The sequence below is a fragment of the Phyllobacterium sp. K27 genome (assembly GCF_054796155.1).
Genome location: NZ_JBTWND010000003.1, coordinates 744,212 through 762,950, shown reverse-complemented (window position 1 = coordinate 762,950; position 18,739 = coordinate 744,212). Strand labels below are relative to the sequence as shown.

Here is an 18,739-nt window from a genome sequence, read left to right as displayed (position 1 = left end):
TACAGCTCGGCAATTGACGATATTCTCTCCAAAGTCCCCGGCTGACCGTGACTATTCGCCAGATGGCTCGCGACCGATCTTTTCATCGTACGCTTCGCCGAAGTAATGAAGAAAAACGTCCAGAATGCCATTTTCATGCGGTTCGTTGCGTTCACGCCATGCTTTGACGTAACGCGCCCAATAAGCACCCTTGCCCGAAAGCAGGGAGCTTGGAGTCGAAGCTTCGATCGCATCGGGGGACAGTTCGTTCAGGAGACGAAACAAAGCCGTTTGCATCGCTTGAAATACCGCCTGTTCGTGCTGTTTCAACTCCTCGACCGTTTCAGAGAAACTGTTGCCGGCATCGAGATATTCGAGTTTGTTTGCACCAAACAGTGCAGCCAAAGCGGTAGATACCTCAGGGATGAACTTCATCGGATTATTATTGTTCGTTTTCAGCACCGTTTGTCTGGTGCTGCGGATGAGAGCGCGCATTTCTGCTCGAGCAGCCAGCAATTGCGTTAATCCTGGTACAACTGTGCGGAATATCTGTCCGAGTTTCTCGGCAAACTCGTCATCTTGACGCCCGGCCAGAGTTTCCGGGTCGAGCCCTGCGCCACGAGCAAAATGCTCTATGAAGCGCTCACGCGATCCGCCGGTATGGGATGCACCAGGCCGAGGTTTGACGATGGCCGGTAGAGGCTCATCAGCAGCTATTGGTGCTGGTTTAAGGTTCTGTAGCGACGCAAGCTGATCAACTCCGAGGAACATCGTGCGATCCTCCATCTCACGCACCCCTCCATCGGCATTCAATGCCATGACGACCGTTTGCTCAAAATCCGAGGGTTGAGCAGCCTTTGCGGAACTTTCGAAGAAGACCCGTAATTGATAAGGGCCGATCTCGATAAGGTCACCCGCAGAAAGAATGCGCCGCGCGCTTTTCTGCAGTTCCTCGCCATTGATCAAAAGGCCATTTACTGAAAGATCTTCAGCCCAGTAAGAGTCCTCCTCACAGTCAACTCTGCAATGTGTGGTTGAAACGAAACGGCTCCTGTCAGGCAATGTCCAATCAGCGTCTTCAGCACGGCCAATGGTGAAGCTACGCTCGTCAGATACATATTCCGGTATGACATCGTCACCATGCAGAGAACGGTTCTCCAGTCTTAGCACCAATCGCATCTGCTTCTCCGTCTGACCCCATCCACCTATAGCCTATTCAAATAAAGTGTTGAGTACCAAGACTATAGTGGATTTGGATGATAGATAATCAGCAAGGTCGGTCATATTTGATAAAGTCGCAAGGTTGAAACGGGAAAGCAGCATTTGATACTTCGAAACCCTATAGCCCCACTTGTGCTGGGCGCTGCGTTTTTGCTGCTGGCTTCGGTAATGCCCGCATCGGCTGCGTTTACCGTTTGCAACCAGACGTCCGATATAGCCAATGTGGCTATTGGCGAGCAGGTTGAAGGGCAAATGCGCACGGAAGGCTGGTGGGCCATTGCCGCCAATCGTTGTGCGGATGTTATCAAGGTGAAACTCGCCAATCGTTATATCTACGTGCATGCTGTTGACGTACAGGGGCGCCCTGTTCTTAAAGGGACCGTAACATTGTGCGTTGACACCAAAAAGTTCCAGATCTCCGGAAAGGATGATTGCTGGCAACGCAACCATCTGCGAGGACTGTTTACGGAAGTCGACACTCAATCATCTGATAACTGGACGCTGTTCTTAAAAGATGGATCATAAAAGGAAAATCAGATGCTTGTACTGATTTTCCCGAGTGAGTATGGAGCCAGCATATTTTATGCACATTGATGGCAAGCCCCCAATCTCGAGCGAGTGGTTTAATTCCCACGGCGCTACACATACCGGGCGCATCCGCCCGGTAAACGAGGACAGATTTCTTGCGAAACCATCGCATGGTATCTGGCTCGTGGCCGACGGGATGGGCGGCCATTCACATGGCGACGTTGCGGCTTCGATGATCGTACAAGCTGCCACCAAAATAGAGCAGCCATCCACACGTGTGGATCTGGTGAGCGAGTTCATTGGACAACTGCACGGGGTGAACGAGGACATTCGCAATCTGGCTCGCGAACATGGATTGGGACTCATGGGGTCGACCGTAGTCGGGCTGCTTATCGCAGAAGGGCAGTTCTCCGCGGTCTGGGCGGGCGATAGCCGCCTCTATCTCAATCGGGGAAACCGAATGACCCAGCTGACGAAGGATCATTCCGAAATCCAGCAGATGATCGATAACGGTACTTATGATGCTGGAAAGGCTGCAGGGCGCAAGAATGTTATTCTGCATGCGGTTGGCGTTCGCGAGCTTCCATATTTCGAGACTGTTAATGGTGAGATCAAGGAAGGCGATACGTTCATTCTGTGTAGTGATGGTTTGACTGCACATTTGTCCGCGCCGGATATACAGGACATCGTTTTATCCTTGCCGCCAGCACCTGCCTGTCAGCTATTGATCGAAACGGCGTTGCAGCGCGGCGGAACAGATAATGTGACTGTTGTAATCGTTGAGTATCTCGGAAATGAAATGACAGGCAGACGGTCATGAGCGGCAATACCGGTAAAAGCATAGGTAGCATCAAGCCGGGAACGCGGCTGAATGACATTTACGAAGTTACCGCGCTTTTAGCAGTCGGTGGAATGTCTGAGGTCTATAAAGGGCATAACATCCAGACTCTGGATGAAGTCGCCATTAAGGTGATCCTGCCGCATCTGGCCAGCGATGAACACGTTATTTCGCTGTTCAAGCAGGAAGCATCTATCCTTAACTCCCTCGGACACGACTCGATTGTCCGCTATCACGTTTTCTCTATAGATCGCGTTACGGGTACGGCTTATCTGACGATGGAATTGGTCGAAGGGCCGTCATTATATGAGCGGATAAAGGACCGTCCTCTCAGTTTGGCCGAGGCAGCCAAACTGATCAGCAGGATTACATCGGGTTTGAAAATCGCACATGGTCGCGGCGTGATCCACCGCGACATTTCGCTCGACAATATCATTTTGTCCGGTGGCAATGTCGAAGGCGCCAAATTGATCGACTTCGGGATTGCCCGCCTTGGCATTGGCGGAGACAGAACGCTGCTGGCCGGAAGCTTCGCCGGAAAGTACAATTATGTTTCACCCGAACAGCTCGGACTGTTTGGTGGCGAGGTTCACGAACCCAGCGATATTTATAGTCTGGGATTGGTTTTTGCCGCTGCGCTGGGTGGCAAACCTATCGATATGAGCGGCACTCACGCAGATGTTGTGCGTAAACGGCAATCCATTCCCGATCTTTCAACGATCCATCCCGCAGCACGGGCGATCATTCAGCGTATGCTTCAACCCAATCCTTCACTCAGACCCAAGAAGGAAGAAATCATTGATGCGCTGAAGCCAATGATCCCTACCAGCAAAGAACCCACTTTGCGTCGCTCCGATGGTTTGGCACGCAGCACTCCATTAGCGGGATCCGCCCAGAATGCTGCATCGCAGGGAGGGGCAGGCAAATGGGTGGGTCGGGTGTTTTTTTTGCTCATCGCGGGAGGTCTCGGCTGGTACGGGTACAACAATCAGGCCTTGATTCAATCTTATCTCACGGCTGCCAAAGAGCCTGTACAAGCGCCTGCCGGTAAGTCTGATTTCAAATTGAACGCTGACACTGGCATCGTGCCGCCGACGCCAGTTGCACCGCAACCGCGACCATCTGCCGGATCTCCGAAGCAGGAAACACCGGCAGCTCAACCTGAGCCTGCTCCACAAAAGGCTGAAGAGCTCTCACCGCCCGCGATCAAGCCTCCCGAGCCAATGGCAGAACCGGAAAAGCCGGCGAATTCCGTTCCGCAGGTTGCTCTCAGCGAACAGGACTGGGTTAAACAGTTTTCCGGTGGTCCATGCTTTTTCGCCAACAGCGCTAAAACGGCACCCGAGAAAATTAATATCGAAGGTTTTGCACCAAGTGTTGAGCCATTCTACGAGATGGAGAGAGCCTTTCGCGCCGCTTTCAAATATGAGCCGACTATCCACGTGCGTCAGGTTGCTGCCGCTCAATGTGAAGCCGTCGCTTATCTCGCAGAAACCGGTGCAATCTCTGGCAAACCAGTCATCTCAATGAAGAACGAAGTGTTGGGTGCAGGCGAACAACTGATTGCGACGGTCAGCGGTGTTGAAAAAGGTCAGCTTCATGTTTTGCTGGTGCGCAATGATGGTGAAGTTGATCCTGTAGAAACAAAGCGCGGTGACGATGGAGAGGTGGCGATTAATCTCAAATTAGCCGCACCCGCCAAGCAGGTCTCTACACCTTATATGCTCATCGCTATCCAGTCGGACGAAAAGCTCGACATAAAGGTTGGAAAGGATGTTTTCAAAGTGCTGGCAGCTGCCTCCCAACAAATGAAAATCAAACCTGTCGTTACGGTGAAATACTTCCGGCAGCAGGGCTAATTTGCAGTCTGGGCAACTTTATCCGGGTCAAAAACCGCATCAGCGCTATTGTTTGGGGCTGGGGCATGCCGCACCCAAAGATCCCAGCCAAGCCGGCCGACGGGTGAACCGCCCTGCAGGCGAGATTCGGGGATATCCTCTTTTGCCAGGATTAACTGGATTTCGAATGACAACGATGGCCCGCAATAGAGTCGTATGAGCTCAGTCAATTCGGCAAATTTTTTCTGGGCGGGCATCAGTGACAGATATTCCCCGTAGCGAAGGGGGCCGATCGAAACCCTGATGGCGCTTCTACGGTCGGCATAAGACGAACCAGCAATAGCCGTTACGCCTAGCAATGCGTTTTCCCGGGAGCCGCTGCCGAGTTGTGTTTGCTCCGAGATATCAACTGGCAGCCAGCGTTTCTGAAATTGGTGCACGGTCACTTCATATCCAAGAAACTCCGCGAGCATGAGTCTTAGGTTTGCAGCGGTCCGGCGTTGATTGGCGAAAAAACCGGAGAAGTAGAGCGGGACCTCTGGGGCTATGACCAGTTGATCAACGAGTTTTGGAGAAGCGAGACCCAAAAGCGCATATATGCTTCGAGTCACCTTGTTCTTCGGGCCGATTCCAAATAGCTGAATGAGGCTGGACAGCCGGTACTTTCGCGAACTTGCGAAGAACAACTCGCGCAACTCTGCAGCAAAAATCTCCAGGAAGTCAAAATAGCTTGAGCTTCGTAGTCGCTTCTCATCAAGTGCACGATCGGTATAGACGGCGGGTAATGCCGATACGGGACCGACAAATCCAATATAATTGGCGTGGATACTGACTTTCTCTCCTCTGTTTTCTGTAGAGGAGAGAGCGGTGGCCATGTGATTGTTCGTCGCGTGGGATGTCAGGATTGTGGATGTGGCTTTATCGCCTGCCAGCTCCAACAATAATTGTGCAGCGTCGGGATCAAAAAGGTGCGGCTCAGCCTTGAGACGATCAATCAGAGAGCTTGGAGATACCTCACTCAAAGCAATACCTCTTCGGCTGTACGTGGCGGGAATCGCACGACGGGCAGGGCAAGTCCACTGAGCCGTATCGTAAGGCGCGAAAATGTATTGATGGAAGCATATAGGCCGAAGAAGTGCGAAAGCACCGATCCAAACAGGTAGGCTTGGCCGCGGTCCATCAAGGCATCGGTAAATTCCACTGTGACATCAACACCACTGGCAATCGTTCCGTCACTCAGCCGTGCAGTCGCTTTGCGGCTGGTGACCGATGCAATGGCTTCAATCATTGATCGCATTTCCGGTGAGCGCCGGAAATCGTAAAGCCGGAGCATGCTCTTGAGTATTTCCGGGTCGCCACTGGTCAGCGGCAGGTGGTTCAACGAGAGATGCGAGATGAGTTTCCAGTAGGACTCGCCTTCAGATTCGAAACGGTGCGTATGTGTCGGGGGAAGGAGACAATTGATCTTTCCGATCTCTCCAACCTTGGCTTGAGCGCTGAAATAAGGTTGTCCGCCACCAAAAGGCAACAACTCCGGCAGGCCACGATTGAGGCACAAGGCGTCAATAGAGGCCACCAGATGATCTTCCGGTGTCGTGGGGTCAAGGTTCATATCAACAAAGCGAATCTTTGCCTTGAACGATTTGCTGTCGTCATCAATCTCGCGCTTGTACTGCCAGAACATGTCGGCATTTTCTTCATTGGACTGCTTTTTCCTGCCAAAGAACGGTGGCACCTCTTTGCGGTTGCCCTTCTGGTCGGAAATATCGACCCGCTCAATAGCGTAGATTTCCCGTGTGGAGTTATAGCGGGCATCTGGGAGCAGATCATATTCATTCTGGGTGTGGTTCACCGAGATCGGCTCAGCACGCTGCTCAAACAGGTTGATGACCGGCGTGCAATGCAAATCAAAGCTCGTCAGGTCCACGGCTTTCGCCAAAGCGTTGGCTGGCGTGTCGAGATAGAAGAAAATATGAAACTCATTGCCTTTAATTCCCCACAAAAAGGACTTCAGTCCCTTCAGCTCAAAGAACAGGAACTTTTCCGGCAGCGCGAAGAATTCGGCGAGAAGACGAAAGCCGGGGAAGCTTCTGTTGGAATATGGCAACATACGCCTGTCATGCTCGAAACCAAGCGGTTTCAGCGCATTTGGCGGGAGGCGAAGCGCAGCCTTGTCCTCCCTGTGCCGTCCAATCGCAATACCCAACGTATGATTAAAAAGAAGTTCGTATAGCGCAGCACCGGTTATGAATGGTGCTTTGATGAAGAACGTCAAAGCGTCGAGATCAAGTTCAGCGATGGTTGTAACGGGGCCGGTTGTCTTGACACTGAAGGAGAGGCATGACATTGGCGTCAAGTCAGGCACTGGCGGTGCCACATAAGGCGGTTGGGCCAGCTTGCAGTCAGTCAGAGTGATCGGGCTTAACGCCAAGGATTGTGTTGTCGTGAACCGGCAAGTATCACCGCGAACCGGTTCTGAATCGACAATCATGCCCCGTGGCAGATCAATCGTTTCATCCTGTTGATCCGAAGGATTGAATTTGAGAATGGACATTGACGGTATTTGCGCCAGATAGTGCGGATAAAGCGATTCCAGTAGCGTTTCCGTAAGTTCAGGAAAATCGTCATCCAGCTTCTGCCGGACCCGCGCTGCGCTATAGGCAAAACCTTGTATCAATCGTTCAACGTGCGGATCGTCGACAGCTTCCGGAGTAAGGCGCAGACGCCCGGCAACCTTGGGATGCTGGTGAGCGAAAACCGACGCACGCTTGCGTAGTGCTCCAAGCTCCCGATTGTACCAGGCAAGAAAACGGTTAGCCATGATGAGCGCCGCCAATCATGAAATGCCGGGTCGTCGGGTCCAGTGAGGTATCGAAAACGATTGGTTCTATACCATCCGGAAACAGCATCTCTGCTTCGATGCGCAAGTCCAGCACACGATCCTGATCGTTACGATTTCTGCCAAGCCCAACCTGAACGTGAGAAAGGCGAGGGTCGAATGCCACGATCACTTGCCTGATAGCTTCTGCGAGACGCAATCGTTGTTCGGTCGTCGCCAGCATCAAACCATGAAAACCGGCAGTGCCAAATCTCAAAAGGCTTGTGTGCAGTTCTTCAAATTCCTTTTCGATGGAATGGGGCCATTGCTGCGCGTTCAGAAGTGCTTCTATGTCCTTGCGCACACTTTCACGGATATTATTGATCTTCTGCCGGGGCGATGTGGGCTGATCGGCCATCATATCAGGATCATGATCCATCAGACGATCAAGCACAGATTCAAAAGATATCCTGCTGCTTGCTGCCATGTCTAACTTGCCACCGCCGGAATGAATTCTATCGAACCAATGTCGAGAATTCCCAGTACATCATCATCGGCAAGCAAGCATTTTTGTCCCTTGCCCGCATAAAGCCCGCTGCCAGCTTCAACCCAATAGGTTTCGCGGCCGAGTTTCATGGCATCATCCGCGTCGCGGGAAAAATAGGTTGCCGGCATCACAACTTCGGATTGAGACTCATCGCGAAGCGTCAACAATGCGTTACGCCAGGTGAGATCACGCACACTCTGGATCGGATGAAAATCCAATCGGCCAATCCGGTTAAAGTCTATCCACATATAGGTGCCGTTGGTGTGGAAAATTTCGATAGCGTGCGGAATACGGTCATCAAGATCGCGAAATGCGTTCACCGTACGGCCGTCAATTTTGACAGAACCCACAAAAACGTTTTCGGGAAAGGATTCCGGCGCTTCGCCGTTTTTTCCGCTCGTCTTCTTATCCAGCACAAGCGCATTTTTCATCGCAAGTTGATCGCGCTCGCTCGGGCCTTCGGGAAAAGCTGGCACTGCTCCTGTTTCAAACCATGCGGCGCGAGCATCTGCAGCGCGAAGACGTCCGCGAAGCATTGTAAGGCCAAGTGCCAGATCCGGCACTGTGTTTGACAATATTGCGGCTTGCTTGTCGGCGCGCTCGAAATCACCACTCACGATCAACAGATCAATCAGCAAACGGCGCGCTAAAGCATCTGTCGGATTTTGCTTTACCGCGGCTAGCCCAGCGTCGACCGCTCCACGCAGATCTCCCGCATCAATAAGGGCAGAAACGCTATTTGTTTGACCCGTCATTATACTTTACCTCTGCTGGACTGTTCTGATTTGCTGTTCATATCGGCGAGCAGCTGGAAACTCGCAGTAACATCATCCAGCTGAAAATGCGGTTGCAAGCGCATAACGCAACCATAGACACCCGGTCGCCCGGGAATTTCGCGCACTTCCACGGAAGCTGACCGAAGCGGGTGGCGAGCCTTCATTGTTGCGTTCGCATCGTCATTACCGATGCAATAGGTGGAAAGCCATTTTTCCAGCGTATCCCGCAAGCTGTTGGAGGTTGCAATCTGGCCGACGTTCTCGCGCATGATCATTTTTAGGTAGTGCGCGAAGCGGCAGGCACACAGTACATATTGCAACATTGACGCGATACGCGCATTGCGGTTGGCAATATCTGAATCGTACCGGGCTGTCCGATGAACCGACTGATTGGAATTGAATACGAGATTGGGCGTATAAGGGACTGTCGCAAGTGGCATGAACCCTGCCTCGCTCAGTATCTGCTCTTGCGCCGGATTCAGCCTTTGTTCGACTGGTGGTTGCGCGGCAAAATCGTGACGATCCGTTGAAAATGCCAGATGCGGCAGCATATCCACCAAGCCGCCACTTTGTTCGTCTTCACGAACACCGCGCAAATCTGCAAACCATCCCGAGGAGGCATATTCACGCAATACGACGAAGGCGAAGGCAAACGCCGGATTGCCCCAAAGGAGATTATCCCCCTTTGCGTCAATTTCCTCGCGGAAGCGAAAGCCATCCTTACGGCTGATATCATTACTCTTGTAGGGACTGCGGACAAGAATACGGGGCAGGGCCAATCCAAGAAAACGCGTATCCGCCGCCTGCCGCAACCTGTTCCATCGTGGAGCACGGTTTGGTTTGAGGAGAAATGTCAGGTCCGGCACGCGATCAAGATCAGTGTAACTCTCCATTTCGAAAAGGGACGGATGAGCAGCGCAAATGAACGGCGAGAAAGCCGCCGCCGCAATACTCGCCACGCTCTCAATGATTGATAGGTCATTGGTTTTGGTAACAGGATTTATGCCATCGGCAATGGTGTAGTCGCCTACGAGCAGACCATAGGGTTGGCCACCGGGCATATCGAACTCTTGTGAGTAAATCAGTTCGAACAGGCGGCTTTGGTCAAAATCCGCGGAGCGCTCGATATCCCGTGCGATCTCTTTCCATTTTGCCGAGAATATCCGAATCTGAACCGGGCTGGTGCTTACCGGCATCCATACGAGACGCAGGAGATTTCGCCAGACTGCCTCAAGCCGCTGAAATTCAGGGTGGTGAATAATGCGATTGACCTGTTTCGCAAGGCTATCATCAATGGCGTCGATCAAGCAGTCAATCTGATAGCGGGTATCAGAATCCGCATGTGGTGTTGACGTTGCAGCCCCTGCAAAGGACTGACGGGTCTCGTATTGTTTTGAAGCCGCAAGACTCTCGGACGCCACGAAATCATCACTCCTGAAATCCGAAAGTAGTATCGGAAGAAAGACCGCCTAACACATTGGAATAAAGGTATAAACCCTTTGGTTCTTTTGTGCGAGGCGGTCGGTACAACAACAATTGTTTGCCTGATGCCGGAGTATGGGTACAGGCTTAGTTTCGTGCCTTCGGAATGCGTGCAACCATCCGCAAGGATGTTGTCAGTTCTTCCATTTGCAGCCAAGGGCGAAGCCAGGCGATGGCTTCGTAAGATCCCGGGCTGCCAGCCACTGCCTTAACCTCTACACGTGCATCGCGTAGCGGATATGCGGCGCGATTTTCAGGCCCGGCATCATCGTTGGCGTTGACGTAATTGTTGATCCAGCGATTAAGCCAGGCTTGGCAATCTTCAGCTTCCATGAAGGAACCGATCTTGTCGCGCCCGATAACCTTCAGGTAATGCGCAAAGCGAGATGTGGCCATCATGTAAGGCAACCGCGCAGAGATTGCGGCGTTTTCAGTGGCTTCCGGCCGGTCATATTTTGCCGGCTTGTGCGTGGTCTGTGCACCGAAGAACACGGCATAATCTGTGTTCTTGTAGTGGCAGAGTGGCAGGAAGCCAAGTTTGCCGAGTTCCGCATCGCGGCGATCCGTAATGCCGATTTCAGTCGGGCATTTTGTATCGGTATCGCCATCATCACTCTGGAAAATGTGAACCGGCAGGGATTCAACCTTGCCGCCATTTTCGGCACCGCGGATTGCCGTGCACCAGCCATTTTTGGCGAATGCATCGGTGAGGCGTGAACCGAGGATATATGATGCGTTGGACCAGCAGTAATTATTGTGGTCCATTTCCTTGTCGCCGACTTTGATGGCTTCGTTGTAATCGAACTCGTCGATTGTCAACGTTTCCGGGCCGAAAGGCAGTCGTGTCAAAACACGTGGCATGGTCAATGTCACGAAGCGTGAATCGCTGCTCTCGCGGAATGAGCGCCACTTGATATATTCCTTGGTCTGAAAGATTTTTTCCAGATCGCGGGGCTTTGACAGTTCGGTAAAGTCATCAAACCCGAAAAGCGTCGGGCCTGCTGCCGCGATGAATGGAGCGAAGGCAGCAGCAGCCACTGAACTCATGTTCTGTAGTGCTTCGATGTCTTCAAACGAATTTCCAAACTCGTAATCACCGATCAATGCGCCGAAGGGCTCACCACCAGCGATACCGAACTCACTTTCATAGATCGTTTTGAAGATCTTGCTCTGATCGAATTCAACAGCCTTCGACAGATCGCGGGAAAGTTCGCGTTTGCTGACATTGAGCACACGGATTTTGAGATTTGCACTCGTTTCGCTGTTGTAAACGAGATAGCGCAGACCGCGCCAACTGCCTTCCAGCTTACGAAAGTCCTCATTATGCATAATCTCGGCGACCTGCGTGGATAGCAGTTCGTCGATCTTCTTGATCGCATTGTTGATGGTGACGGAAAGGTTGCGGTTGTAGGAAACCGTTCCCTTCAGTGCTTCGCTGGTCAGTGTGCGCAGCAATTGTTCAGTGCGGTCAGCAGACGTTTGTTTGGTAGCGGAGATTGCTTCGTCGAGCAGGCTCTCCTTGACGACGGTCGTCGTAGTGCCTTGCGATGCGCTCTTTGAGGTCGCCATTTATTTCGTCCCTTTTTCGCTGCCGGGATTGCGTTCGTCGAGTTCAGCGGCAAGCTTTTTCAGATCTGTCTGGTTCTGCAGGATGCGCTCGAGGAGCACTTCAAGGTTTTCAGAGCGATCGGCCTTCGTCAAAAGATCACGTAGCTGGTTGCGCGCTTCGAGCAGAGATTTGAGGGCAGGAACCTGCTCAACAATGGAACCTGGCTCAAAATCTTCAAGCTTCTCGAATTTGAGTGCGACAGCCATTTCGCGGCCTTTGCCTTCAAGGGTGTTCTCTACGCGGATGTTCAGTCCCGGTGTCATGCGGCGCATGACGTCGTCGAAATTGTCCCGATCTATCTGGACAAATTTGCGCTCGCCGAATGGCTTCAGCGGGTCTGTCGGATTGCCGGAAAAATCGCCGAGAACGCCCACCACGAAAGGCAGTTCCTTCTCGACAACCGCACCTTCGGTTTCAACCTCGTACTTGATGTGTACCCTCGGCTTGCGGACTCTTTCGAGTTTGTCGTGAACGCTGGCCAATTGATGCCTCCTGCCTATATGTGCTTCTAAGAAGTGGGGGGATTATTGCAAACCCTTTGTAGTTAGCAACTATTTTCTCAACTGAGGGTTACTAGCGGTTGTAGCGCAACCCCATTATTGGCTTCACTCCCGCCGATTGACGGGGTCGATTCCTGCCCGGATCATGACATCGCGGCGTAGTTCATCATGCGGTATCAATTCTTCTAGCAGCCGGACGAAATCCATCCGCCCGCGACGAACGAGCGTCTCCAAGGCAAATGGCAGTGACGAGTTCGGTTCGGTTGCCCGAAAGAAATTGGCAATCTGCAGCAATTGGTCGAAGGCTTGTTCTCGGTTCTGGATAGGTCCGGCGGGTTTCACGGCAATCGGAGCAGTTGCTGCCTGACCTGGATTTTGCGTTTCGGCAGACACATCTGATTGCACCGGAGTTTGAGGAACGCGCGCAACCAGTTTTTCCATTTCGCTGTAAGCTCCACTTATTGATTCCAGTACGGCCTGAATTCGCGAGACAGAAAAAGCGCCGGCATCGCCATTGCTTTCTTCCGTCAGATGTTCGTCGATCGATGCGAGGATCGTAAGCGCCCTGCTTGCATCATTTTTCATGCGGCCGAATGCATGGCCATCAACATGTTCTAAAGCATCACGAAACTCGGCCCATTGTGGGCCGGAGAGGTCGCGGAATGCCTGATCATATGACCAAAGGCTGAAACGCCCATAGATTTCATTAGGAAGCATAGATACGAGACGCAGGGGACGCACAAGCGTGCCATCATCCTGACTGCCGTTCAGCCCGGTCAACGGCGCGAGTTTATCGGCCAAATCTTCATCATCAATCGAGTGCAGCTGGGCAAAATGGTTGAGCACCATCTTATCGAAAGCCGCCAGAATTTCGGTCAGTGCCTGAATACCTTCCACACGAACTGCAGCCTCCATCAACCAGCAGAATATTTCGATGTCTTTAGTGTGCAGAGACAGGGTGTCGAAGGACAGGTCGTGTACGGTGCGCCAATGCACCGAAGGCCGGTGAACGAACGATTCCGAGGCAACGGAATTACGGTCATCATCCTGACTTATAATGGCTGGGTTTTCTATGGTGCGATCTTCGGAACGTGCATTTGAACGAGCATCCCGGATCGCCTGATAAACAGAAACGAGTTTACTATCGATTCGAAGGTTAACGCCGCAGGGGTTTTCCCCGGTAAATGCGACACCGAGAATTTCATAGTTATTCATTCGCAATACCCAAATACACAAAACTAAGACGCCGTTTTGAACCTTATGCGAAGAATATGTCAAATGGAACATTGTTACGCAGTTGCGTTATGTTGAATCATTATGGTGAACCTCGTGTGTCTTTTCTGCCTCGCAAATAAAAGCACTGCCATTATGCAACGTTTTCATCAGGATCACTGTTCTAGCCTATGGCAACATTAACAATGCTTGTTTTTGTCGATTGATTTTTCATTCGAGATTTTCCTAATGTACGCGTGGCAATAGCAGGAGCAGGTTTTATTTCATGCCAAAACTGGATCTGAGACGGCTCGTTCAAAAACTGGACGGGGAAGTAGTCGTGGCCCTTGAAGAAGCCGTTGCCATCGCGGTCAGGAATAATCATTTCAGCGTTGAAATCGAGCATTGGCTGCTTGCATTGAATGATAAAAGCGAACGTTTTCGTGAGATTATTCAACGCAGTGGCGGCGATCTCGCTTCGATCGAAGCCGAAGCATATCGCGCACTGGAGCGCTATCCGCGGGACAGTAGCTCTGCGCCGGCAATATCCACCAGCATTATCGATGTCATTCGAGAAGCATGGATTGGTGCGTCGTTGCAAAGCGGACGCTTGAGTGTCGGGGTTCTCGATCTTCTCCATACCTTGCTTGCCGATAGCACCTTGCGTGCGACGACGATAAGCGCTGTGCCTTCTGCTCGCGATATCAGGCTGGGCGAACTGGAGCGTCAGATCGAGGAGCGCGGTAGCGAGCCCGTAGTTTCGGCGAGAGATCAATCGTCAAATATCGCGCCGACACCGGGCGGTGATGAAGAATTCTTGTCGGCATTCACGATCGATTTGATCGAACAGGCGCACAATGGCGAAATCGACGCTGTTGTCGGACGCGAGGCCGAGCTCCGTCAGTTGATCGACATTCTTGTGCGCCGCCGCCAGAATAATCCAATTCTTGTAGGTGAAGCAGGTGTGGGCAAGACTGCAATTGCTGAAGCTTTTGCGCTTGAGGTTGCTGCCGGTAATGTGCCGGATATGTTGAAAGACATTCGCCTGCTAACGCTTGATCTTGGTCTCCTGCAAGCGGGTGCTGGGGTAAAAGGTGAATTTGAGCGGCGGCTTAAGGGTGTGATCGACGATGTAAAGGCTTCGCCGGTTCCAGTAATTCTGTTTATCGACGAGGCACACAGCTTGGTCGGAGCGGGTGGACAAGCGGGGCAGGGCGATGCTGCAAATCTGCTCAAACCAGCATTGGCTCGTGGTGAACTGCGCACCGTTGCAGCCACAACATGGGGCGAATACAAGAAGTACTTCGAACGCGATGCGGCTTTAACGCGGCGATTCCAGGTGGTCAAAGTCGATGAGCCGGACGAAGAAACAGCGGTCCGTATGGTTCGAAGCCTCGTCCCTGCACTTGAGAAACACCATGGGGTCAAGATACGCGATGAAGCCATTAGAGCGGCGGTATCACTCTCCATGCGATATATTCCGGGACGTCAGTTGCCTGACAAAGCTGTCAGCCTGATTGATACGGCAGCCGCAGCGGTATCCATTTCCCGCGCAACGGTGCCGGCCCAGATTGAGGATACAAACAGAGCAATTGATCTGCTCAATCTCGAAAAGACACGTTTGGAACTTGAGCCCGATACATCGGTATCGAGTGAGCGGCTCGTCGAAATAGAGGAGCAGCTTGCAAGCCTACAGGCTAGCGCGGCTGCTTTCGTGACACGTTTGGAGCAGGAAAAGAGACTTGTTTCCAATGCCGATGAGGTCGAGGCTGGTTTTGCAGAACCTGAAAACAGACCAAAGCTTGCATCGCTCGAGAAGGAATTGCGGGCGCTACAAGGTGATTCCGCACTTATTCACCGTGTGGTTGACCGGGAAACTGTTGCAGCCGTAACCGCACGTTGGACCGGCATTCCCGTCGGTCGCCTGGTTCGCAGTCTGGTGGAAGCTGTTCAGTCACTTGAGTCGCGTTTGCAGGAACGGGTTGTCGGTCAAAATCAGGCGATAACATTAATCTCCGATGCCATGATCACTGCCCGTGCAAGCCTTGGCGATGATAGGCGCCCGCCCGGCGTCTTCCTTATGGTCGGAACTTCCGGTGTGGGTAAGACCGAGACGGCGCTTGCTCTTGCTTCCACACTCTATGGTGGTGACCAGAGCCTTACAATCATCAATATGTCGGAGTTCAAGGAAGAGCATAAGGTCTCGCTTCTGCTGGGTTCTCCACCCGGCTATGTCGGATATGGCGAGGGCGGCATTCTGACGGAGGCTGTTCGTAAGAGGCCATATGGTGTGCTTCTGCTTGATGAAATCGATAAGGCTCATCCCGGTGTGCAGGACATTTTCTATCAAGTGTTCGACAAGGGAATGCTGAAGGATGGCGAAGGCCGCGATATCGATTTCAAGAATACAACGATCTTGATGACTGCCAATACTGGTACAAATACACTAACGGCACTTGCGGCAGACCCCGATACTATGCCGGAAGGTCAGGCGTTGGTGGATATGCTGCAGCCCGAATTGCTGGGGCAGTTTAAACCCGCATTCCTTGGCCGGGTGACTGTCGTACCGTACAAGCCACTGGATGAAGCGGTGCTTGCACTTATCGTCAAGTTGCAACTTGGCAAAGTGAGTAAACGTCTACGCGATGCATATAAAGCAAGGCTAATTGTCTCAGACGAGGCGACACAGGCGCTGATTGACCGGTCCAAAGCGGTCGAAACAGGAGCGCGCGCAATCGAATCAACGATCTCCCGTGAATTACTGCCAAAACTCTCGCGAAGTATTCTGGAATTGAATTTGGAAAATTTACATCCGGAAGTTGTGCGTGTAGGTATTGACGGAATGGGGAGATTTATTGTTGATATCGAACCTGTAACAGTACTTAAAGATCTAACCGAATATCCGTCACATAAGGATGCTAGGAAGGTTGATACATTGCCATAACTCTTACTTAGGCAATTCACGGAGAGGGGATTACCCCGTCATTTCTACCGACTAAAGGAGCTAGATAATGCCAATTTACTTGCAGATCGACCAAATTCAGGGGGATGCGACACATGAAACGCATAAGCGCTGGATGGATATTGAAGCGATCCACTGGAATGTAGGCCGTAAGATGAACACATCGGCAGGTTCCGCAGCCAACCGCGAAGCATCTGAGCCGACACTTAGCGAAGTTATACTGACTAAGGTTAGCGACTCGTCATCAACAAAGCTTTTTCAAGAAGCCTGTGCTGGCCGCACGGGCAAAAAGGCTGTCATTCATCTGGTAACTACCGGAAATCCTGGCGATACTTACATCGAATACATTCTGACCAATACATTGATTGCAAATTACTCGGTTGATTCCAACGGTGATCGTCCGGTTGAAACATTGCGTTTGAACTTCACCAAAATGGAAGTGAAGTACACACCATATGACAACAATCACATGCCGCAATCGCCGCTGATTGCTTCTTACGATCTCGCGACAACACGCGCAGCGTAAGCCAAATTTCAGACGACCGAGGCGGCCCTTTGGGCCGCTTCAGATTTTCCGCAGGCCGGCAAAATCCCTAATAAGAGAGCGGTACGCATGACGTTGATATGAATGTTTTTTTACGCGTAAACCTTTGCTTGAATAATTGCCTTGGTTAATTTATTCTAAATACAACTAGTTACAACCTTAGGCCCATGAAGAGGAATAATTATGCGATTGCTCCTTTCTGTTTCGGCGGCGGCACTTTTGGTAAGCTTTGCTGCGCCATCTTTTGCAGATCCTGCATATAAATCAGAAGCCATCGTTGAGCATTTCATCAAGTCCGCTGAACTTGGAAGGTCTCGCGCGATCTGCGTTGGTACTGAGCAAGAGTGCGCGAAACAGCTGGTAAATGAAGCCGCTTCACCGCTGAACATGAAGGTGACGTTCGAGCTTAATTCTGATCGTTTGACCGGCGAAGCCAAGCAAACACTGGATGAATTCGCCAAGGCAATGAACGATAAGGCCCTTAAAGTCGCTTCGTTCCAGGTTGAAGGTCATACCGATGCAACCGGCACCGACATTTACAATGATACTTTGTCGATGCGCCGTGCGCAGTCCGTTTCGGCTTATCTGGAGGGCCTCGGTGTTTCAGCTGAGCGCCTGAAAGCAGAAGGATTTGGCAAGCGTCATCCGAGCGTAAGTGACCCATTTGCACCTGAAAATCGCCGCGTTGAAACGCGCATCGTGTTGCCGAAAGGCTAAACAGCAGTAAGTTATTTCAGCAGAACTTGCTTGGAATGATTGCTGAAAGAAAAAGTTGTTGCGATGCAGCGGCTTTTTCTTTGCGCTTAGCTCTGGAAATCCCGAGGTCTAAGGCGCCCGATTCGCTGGCAGTTTAACTGTATCCAGCAACAAGTCTTGCAAACAAATCCGGCCAACTTATCTCAAATAAGGTGACATAGAGCATCGGCTTTTCAAGTGTACCCATATCCCGCAGCTTTGAAGAAGTTTCTGCATTCGATTGGGTCAAACAAGGTGCAAATATCACCGATAGCTTTCCAAAGGTCATCGATCGTTCTGACAGCTTTTGCGCGCCTGATAGCCTTGAGTTTGGAGAAGGCCATTTCGATCGGATTCAAATCGGGCGAATATTGCGGTAGGAAGAGCATCCATGCGCCGCGTTGACGGACAGCTGCTTCGGCCTTGGCGCTCTTATGAACCGAGAGATTATCAAGAATGACAACATCGCCGGGAGCAAGCGTCGGAGCCAGTTGCGTTTCGATGTAGATATTGAAGGCCTCCCGATCCATTGCACCTGGGATCACCCAAGGGGCGGTCAGCGCGCAAGCCAGCAATGAATGTCTGGGTTCTCCACTTGCCGAACGGAGCACTGGCCTTGAGGCGCTTGCCTTTCTTCGCCCGCCCTCTTGGACGGGTCATCTTGGTGTTGACGGAAGTTTCGTCAATGAACACCAGTCGGTATGGTTGCCGCCGCATCCGCGGCTGCCTGCGGTTGATCCAAACCCTGCGTCGCTCGGCAACATCAGCGCGTGCGCATTCCGATGCCATCAGCTGTTTTTTATATGTGAACCCGGCGCGGCAGAGCAGTTTGGAGAGCGATGCGTTGGCCGCAACAACGTTCCGGTCAGCCTGCAACCGTGCCGCCAGTTCCGGTATGGTGATATCCGGTGTGGCTTCAACCACCCCAACCAGATAATCCAGATGATCCGCCAAAGGACCTTTGCCTGCTGGTCGGCCTTGCTTGCGGGCACGCGGAGCGCCCTCGCTGGCTGCACGTGCGCTCCAGCGGATCGCGGAACTCACGCTCACCGCAAATCGCTGTGCCGCCGCTCGGCGAGAACTGCCTGCTGCAACCGCCTCAACAACACGAAGCCGCAAATCCTCTGATCGACATACACCCATGACACAC

Annotated in this window: 15 protein-coding genes and 1 pseudogene; 6 read left to right on the top strand and 10 right to left on the bottom strand. The window is 52.0% G+C overall.

Annotated elements, in window-relative coordinates:
• Positions 1 to 51 precede the first annotated feature (51 nt).
• On the bottom strand, positions 52 to 1,158 hold the full coding sequence (tagH, locus tag ACYJL1_RS21520; protein WP_460899152.1) for a type VI secretion system-associated FHA domain protein TagH: 1,107 nt from the start codon (positions 1,156 to 1,158) through the stop codon (positions 52 to 54).
• Positions 1,159 to 1,302: 144 nt separating this feature from the next.
• On the opposite strand from tagH, the gene ACYJL1_RS21515 reads away from it, so the two are divergent.
• Genes ACYJL1_RS21515 through ACYJL1_RS21505 form a run of 3 tightly spaced genes read left to right on the top strand, consistent with a single transcriptional unit; the run spans position 1,303 to position 4,425 of the window.
• Positions 1,303 to 1,725, top strand: coding sequence for a DUF1036 domain-containing protein (locus tag ACYJL1_RS21515; protein WP_460899151.1), 423 nt, complete (start codon positions 1,303 to 1,305; stop codon positions 1,723 to 1,725).
• A gap of 40 nt (positions 1,726 to 1,765) precedes the next feature.
• Positions 1,766 to 2,548 carry a PP2C family protein-serine/threonine phosphatase gene (locus ACYJL1_RS21510; RefSeq protein ID WP_460899150.1) on the top strand — a complete coding sequence of 261 codons (783 nt, stop codon included), beginning with the start codon at positions 1,766 to 1,768 and terminating at the stop codon, positions 2,546 to 2,548.
• Positions 2,545 to 4,425 carry a serine/threonine protein kinase gene (locus ACYJL1_RS21505; protein WP_460899149.1) on the top strand — a complete coding sequence of 627 codons (1,881 nt, stop codon included), beginning with the start codon at positions 2,545 to 2,547 and terminating at the stop codon, positions 4,423 to 4,425. The genes ACYJL1_RS21510 and ACYJL1_RS21505 overlap by 4 nt, the downstream gene beginning before the upstream one ends.
• Here the strand turns inward: ACYJL1_RS21505 and tssG are convergent.
• From tssG to ACYJL1_RS21465, 8 genes are all read right to left on the bottom strand, one after another.
• Complete coding sequence (gene tssG, locus ACYJL1_RS21500) at positions 4,422 to 5,279, bottom strand: type VI secretion system baseplate subunit TssG (protein WP_460899148.1); 858 nt, start codon at positions 5,277 to 5,279, stop codon at positions 4,422 to 4,424. The two genes, ACYJL1_RS21505 and tssG, sit on opposite strands and share 4 nt — an antisense overlap.
• Positions 5,280 to 5,422: 143 nt before the next feature.
• Complete coding sequence (gene tssF / locus ACYJL1_RS21495; RefSeq protein WP_460899147.1) at positions 5,423 to 7,225, bottom strand: type VI secretion system baseplate subunit TssF; 1,803 nt, start codon at positions 7,223 to 7,225, stop codon at positions 5,423 to 5,425.
• The gene (gene tssE / locus ACYJL1_RS21490; RefSeq protein WP_460899146.1) at positions 7,218 to 7,709 is read right to left on the bottom strand and encodes a type VI secretion system baseplate subunit TssE; all 492 of its coding nucleotides are present in this window, start codon (positions 7,707 to 7,709) and stop codon (positions 7,218 to 7,220) included. The genes tssF and tssE overlap by 8 nt, the downstream gene beginning before the upstream one ends.
• A gap of 2 nt (positions 7,710 to 7,711) precedes the next feature.
• Positions 7,712 to 8,524 (bottom strand): type VI secretion system accessory protein TagJ, encoded by an 813-nt coding sequence (locus ACYJL1_RS21485; protein ID WP_460899145.1) that lies wholly within the window; start codon positions 8,522 to 8,524, stop codon positions 7,712 to 7,714.
• Positions 8,524 to 9,966: a type VI secretion system contractile sheath large subunit gene (gene tssC, locus ACYJL1_RS21480; RefSeq protein ID WP_460899144.1), complete on the bottom strand. Its 1,443-nt coding sequence runs from the start codon at positions 9,964 to 9,966 to the stop codon at positions 8,524 to 8,526. Before tssC (ACYJL1_RS21480) ends, ACYJL1_RS21485 begins: the two co-directional genes overlap by 1 nt.
• Before the next feature lie 148 nt (positions 9,967 to 10,114).
• Positions 10,115 to 11,596 carry a type VI secretion system contractile sheath large subunit gene (tssC, locus tag ACYJL1_RS21475; RefSeq protein WP_460899143.1) on the bottom strand — a complete coding sequence of 494 codons (1,482 nt, stop codon included), beginning with the start codon at positions 11,594 to 11,596 and terminating at the stop codon, positions 10,115 to 10,117.
• Positions 11,597 to 12,118, bottom strand: a complete 522-nt coding sequence (gene tssB / locus ACYJL1_RS21470) for a type VI secretion system contractile sheath small subunit (protein ID WP_008129253.1) — start codon at positions 12,116 to 12,118, stop codon at positions 11,597 to 11,599.
• Positions 12,119 to 12,241: 123 nt separating this feature from the next.
• Complete coding sequence (locus tag ACYJL1_RS21465; protein ID WP_460899142.1) at positions 12,242 to 13,351, bottom strand: type VI secretion system protein TssA; 1,110 nt, start codon at positions 13,349 to 13,351, stop codon at positions 12,242 to 12,244.
• A gap of 283 nt (positions 13,352 to 13,634) precedes the next feature.
• Between ACYJL1_RS21465 and tssH the strand changes: the two genes are divergently transcribed.
• From tssH to ACYJL1_RS21450, 3 genes are all read left to right on the top strand, one after another.
• Complete coding sequence (tssH, locus tag ACYJL1_RS21460) at positions 13,635 to 16,292, top strand: type VI secretion system ATPase TssH (protein WP_460899141.1); 2,658 nt, start codon at positions 13,635 to 13,637, stop codon at positions 16,290 to 16,292.
• A 67-nt stretch (positions 16,293 to 16,359) separates the two neighbouring features.
• Complete coding sequence (locus ACYJL1_RS21455; RefSeq protein WP_336442259.1) at positions 16,360 to 16,836, top strand: Hcp family type VI secretion system effector; 477 nt, start codon at positions 16,360 to 16,362, stop codon at positions 16,834 to 16,836.
• A gap of 201 nt (positions 16,837 to 17,037) precedes the next feature.
• Complete coding sequence (locus tag ACYJL1_RS21450; RefSeq protein ID WP_460899140.1) at positions 17,038 to 17,571, top strand: OmpA family protein; 534 nt, start codon at positions 17,038 to 17,040, stop codon at positions 17,569 to 17,571.
• Positions 17,572 to 17,783: 212 nt separating this feature from the next.
• Here ACYJL1_RS21450 and ACYJL1_RS21445 read toward each other — a convergent pair.
• Positions 17,784 to 18,732, bottom strand: a pseudogene (locus tag ACYJL1_RS21445) (IS630 family transposase).
• Positions 18,733 to 18,739: the final 7 nt, after the last annotated feature.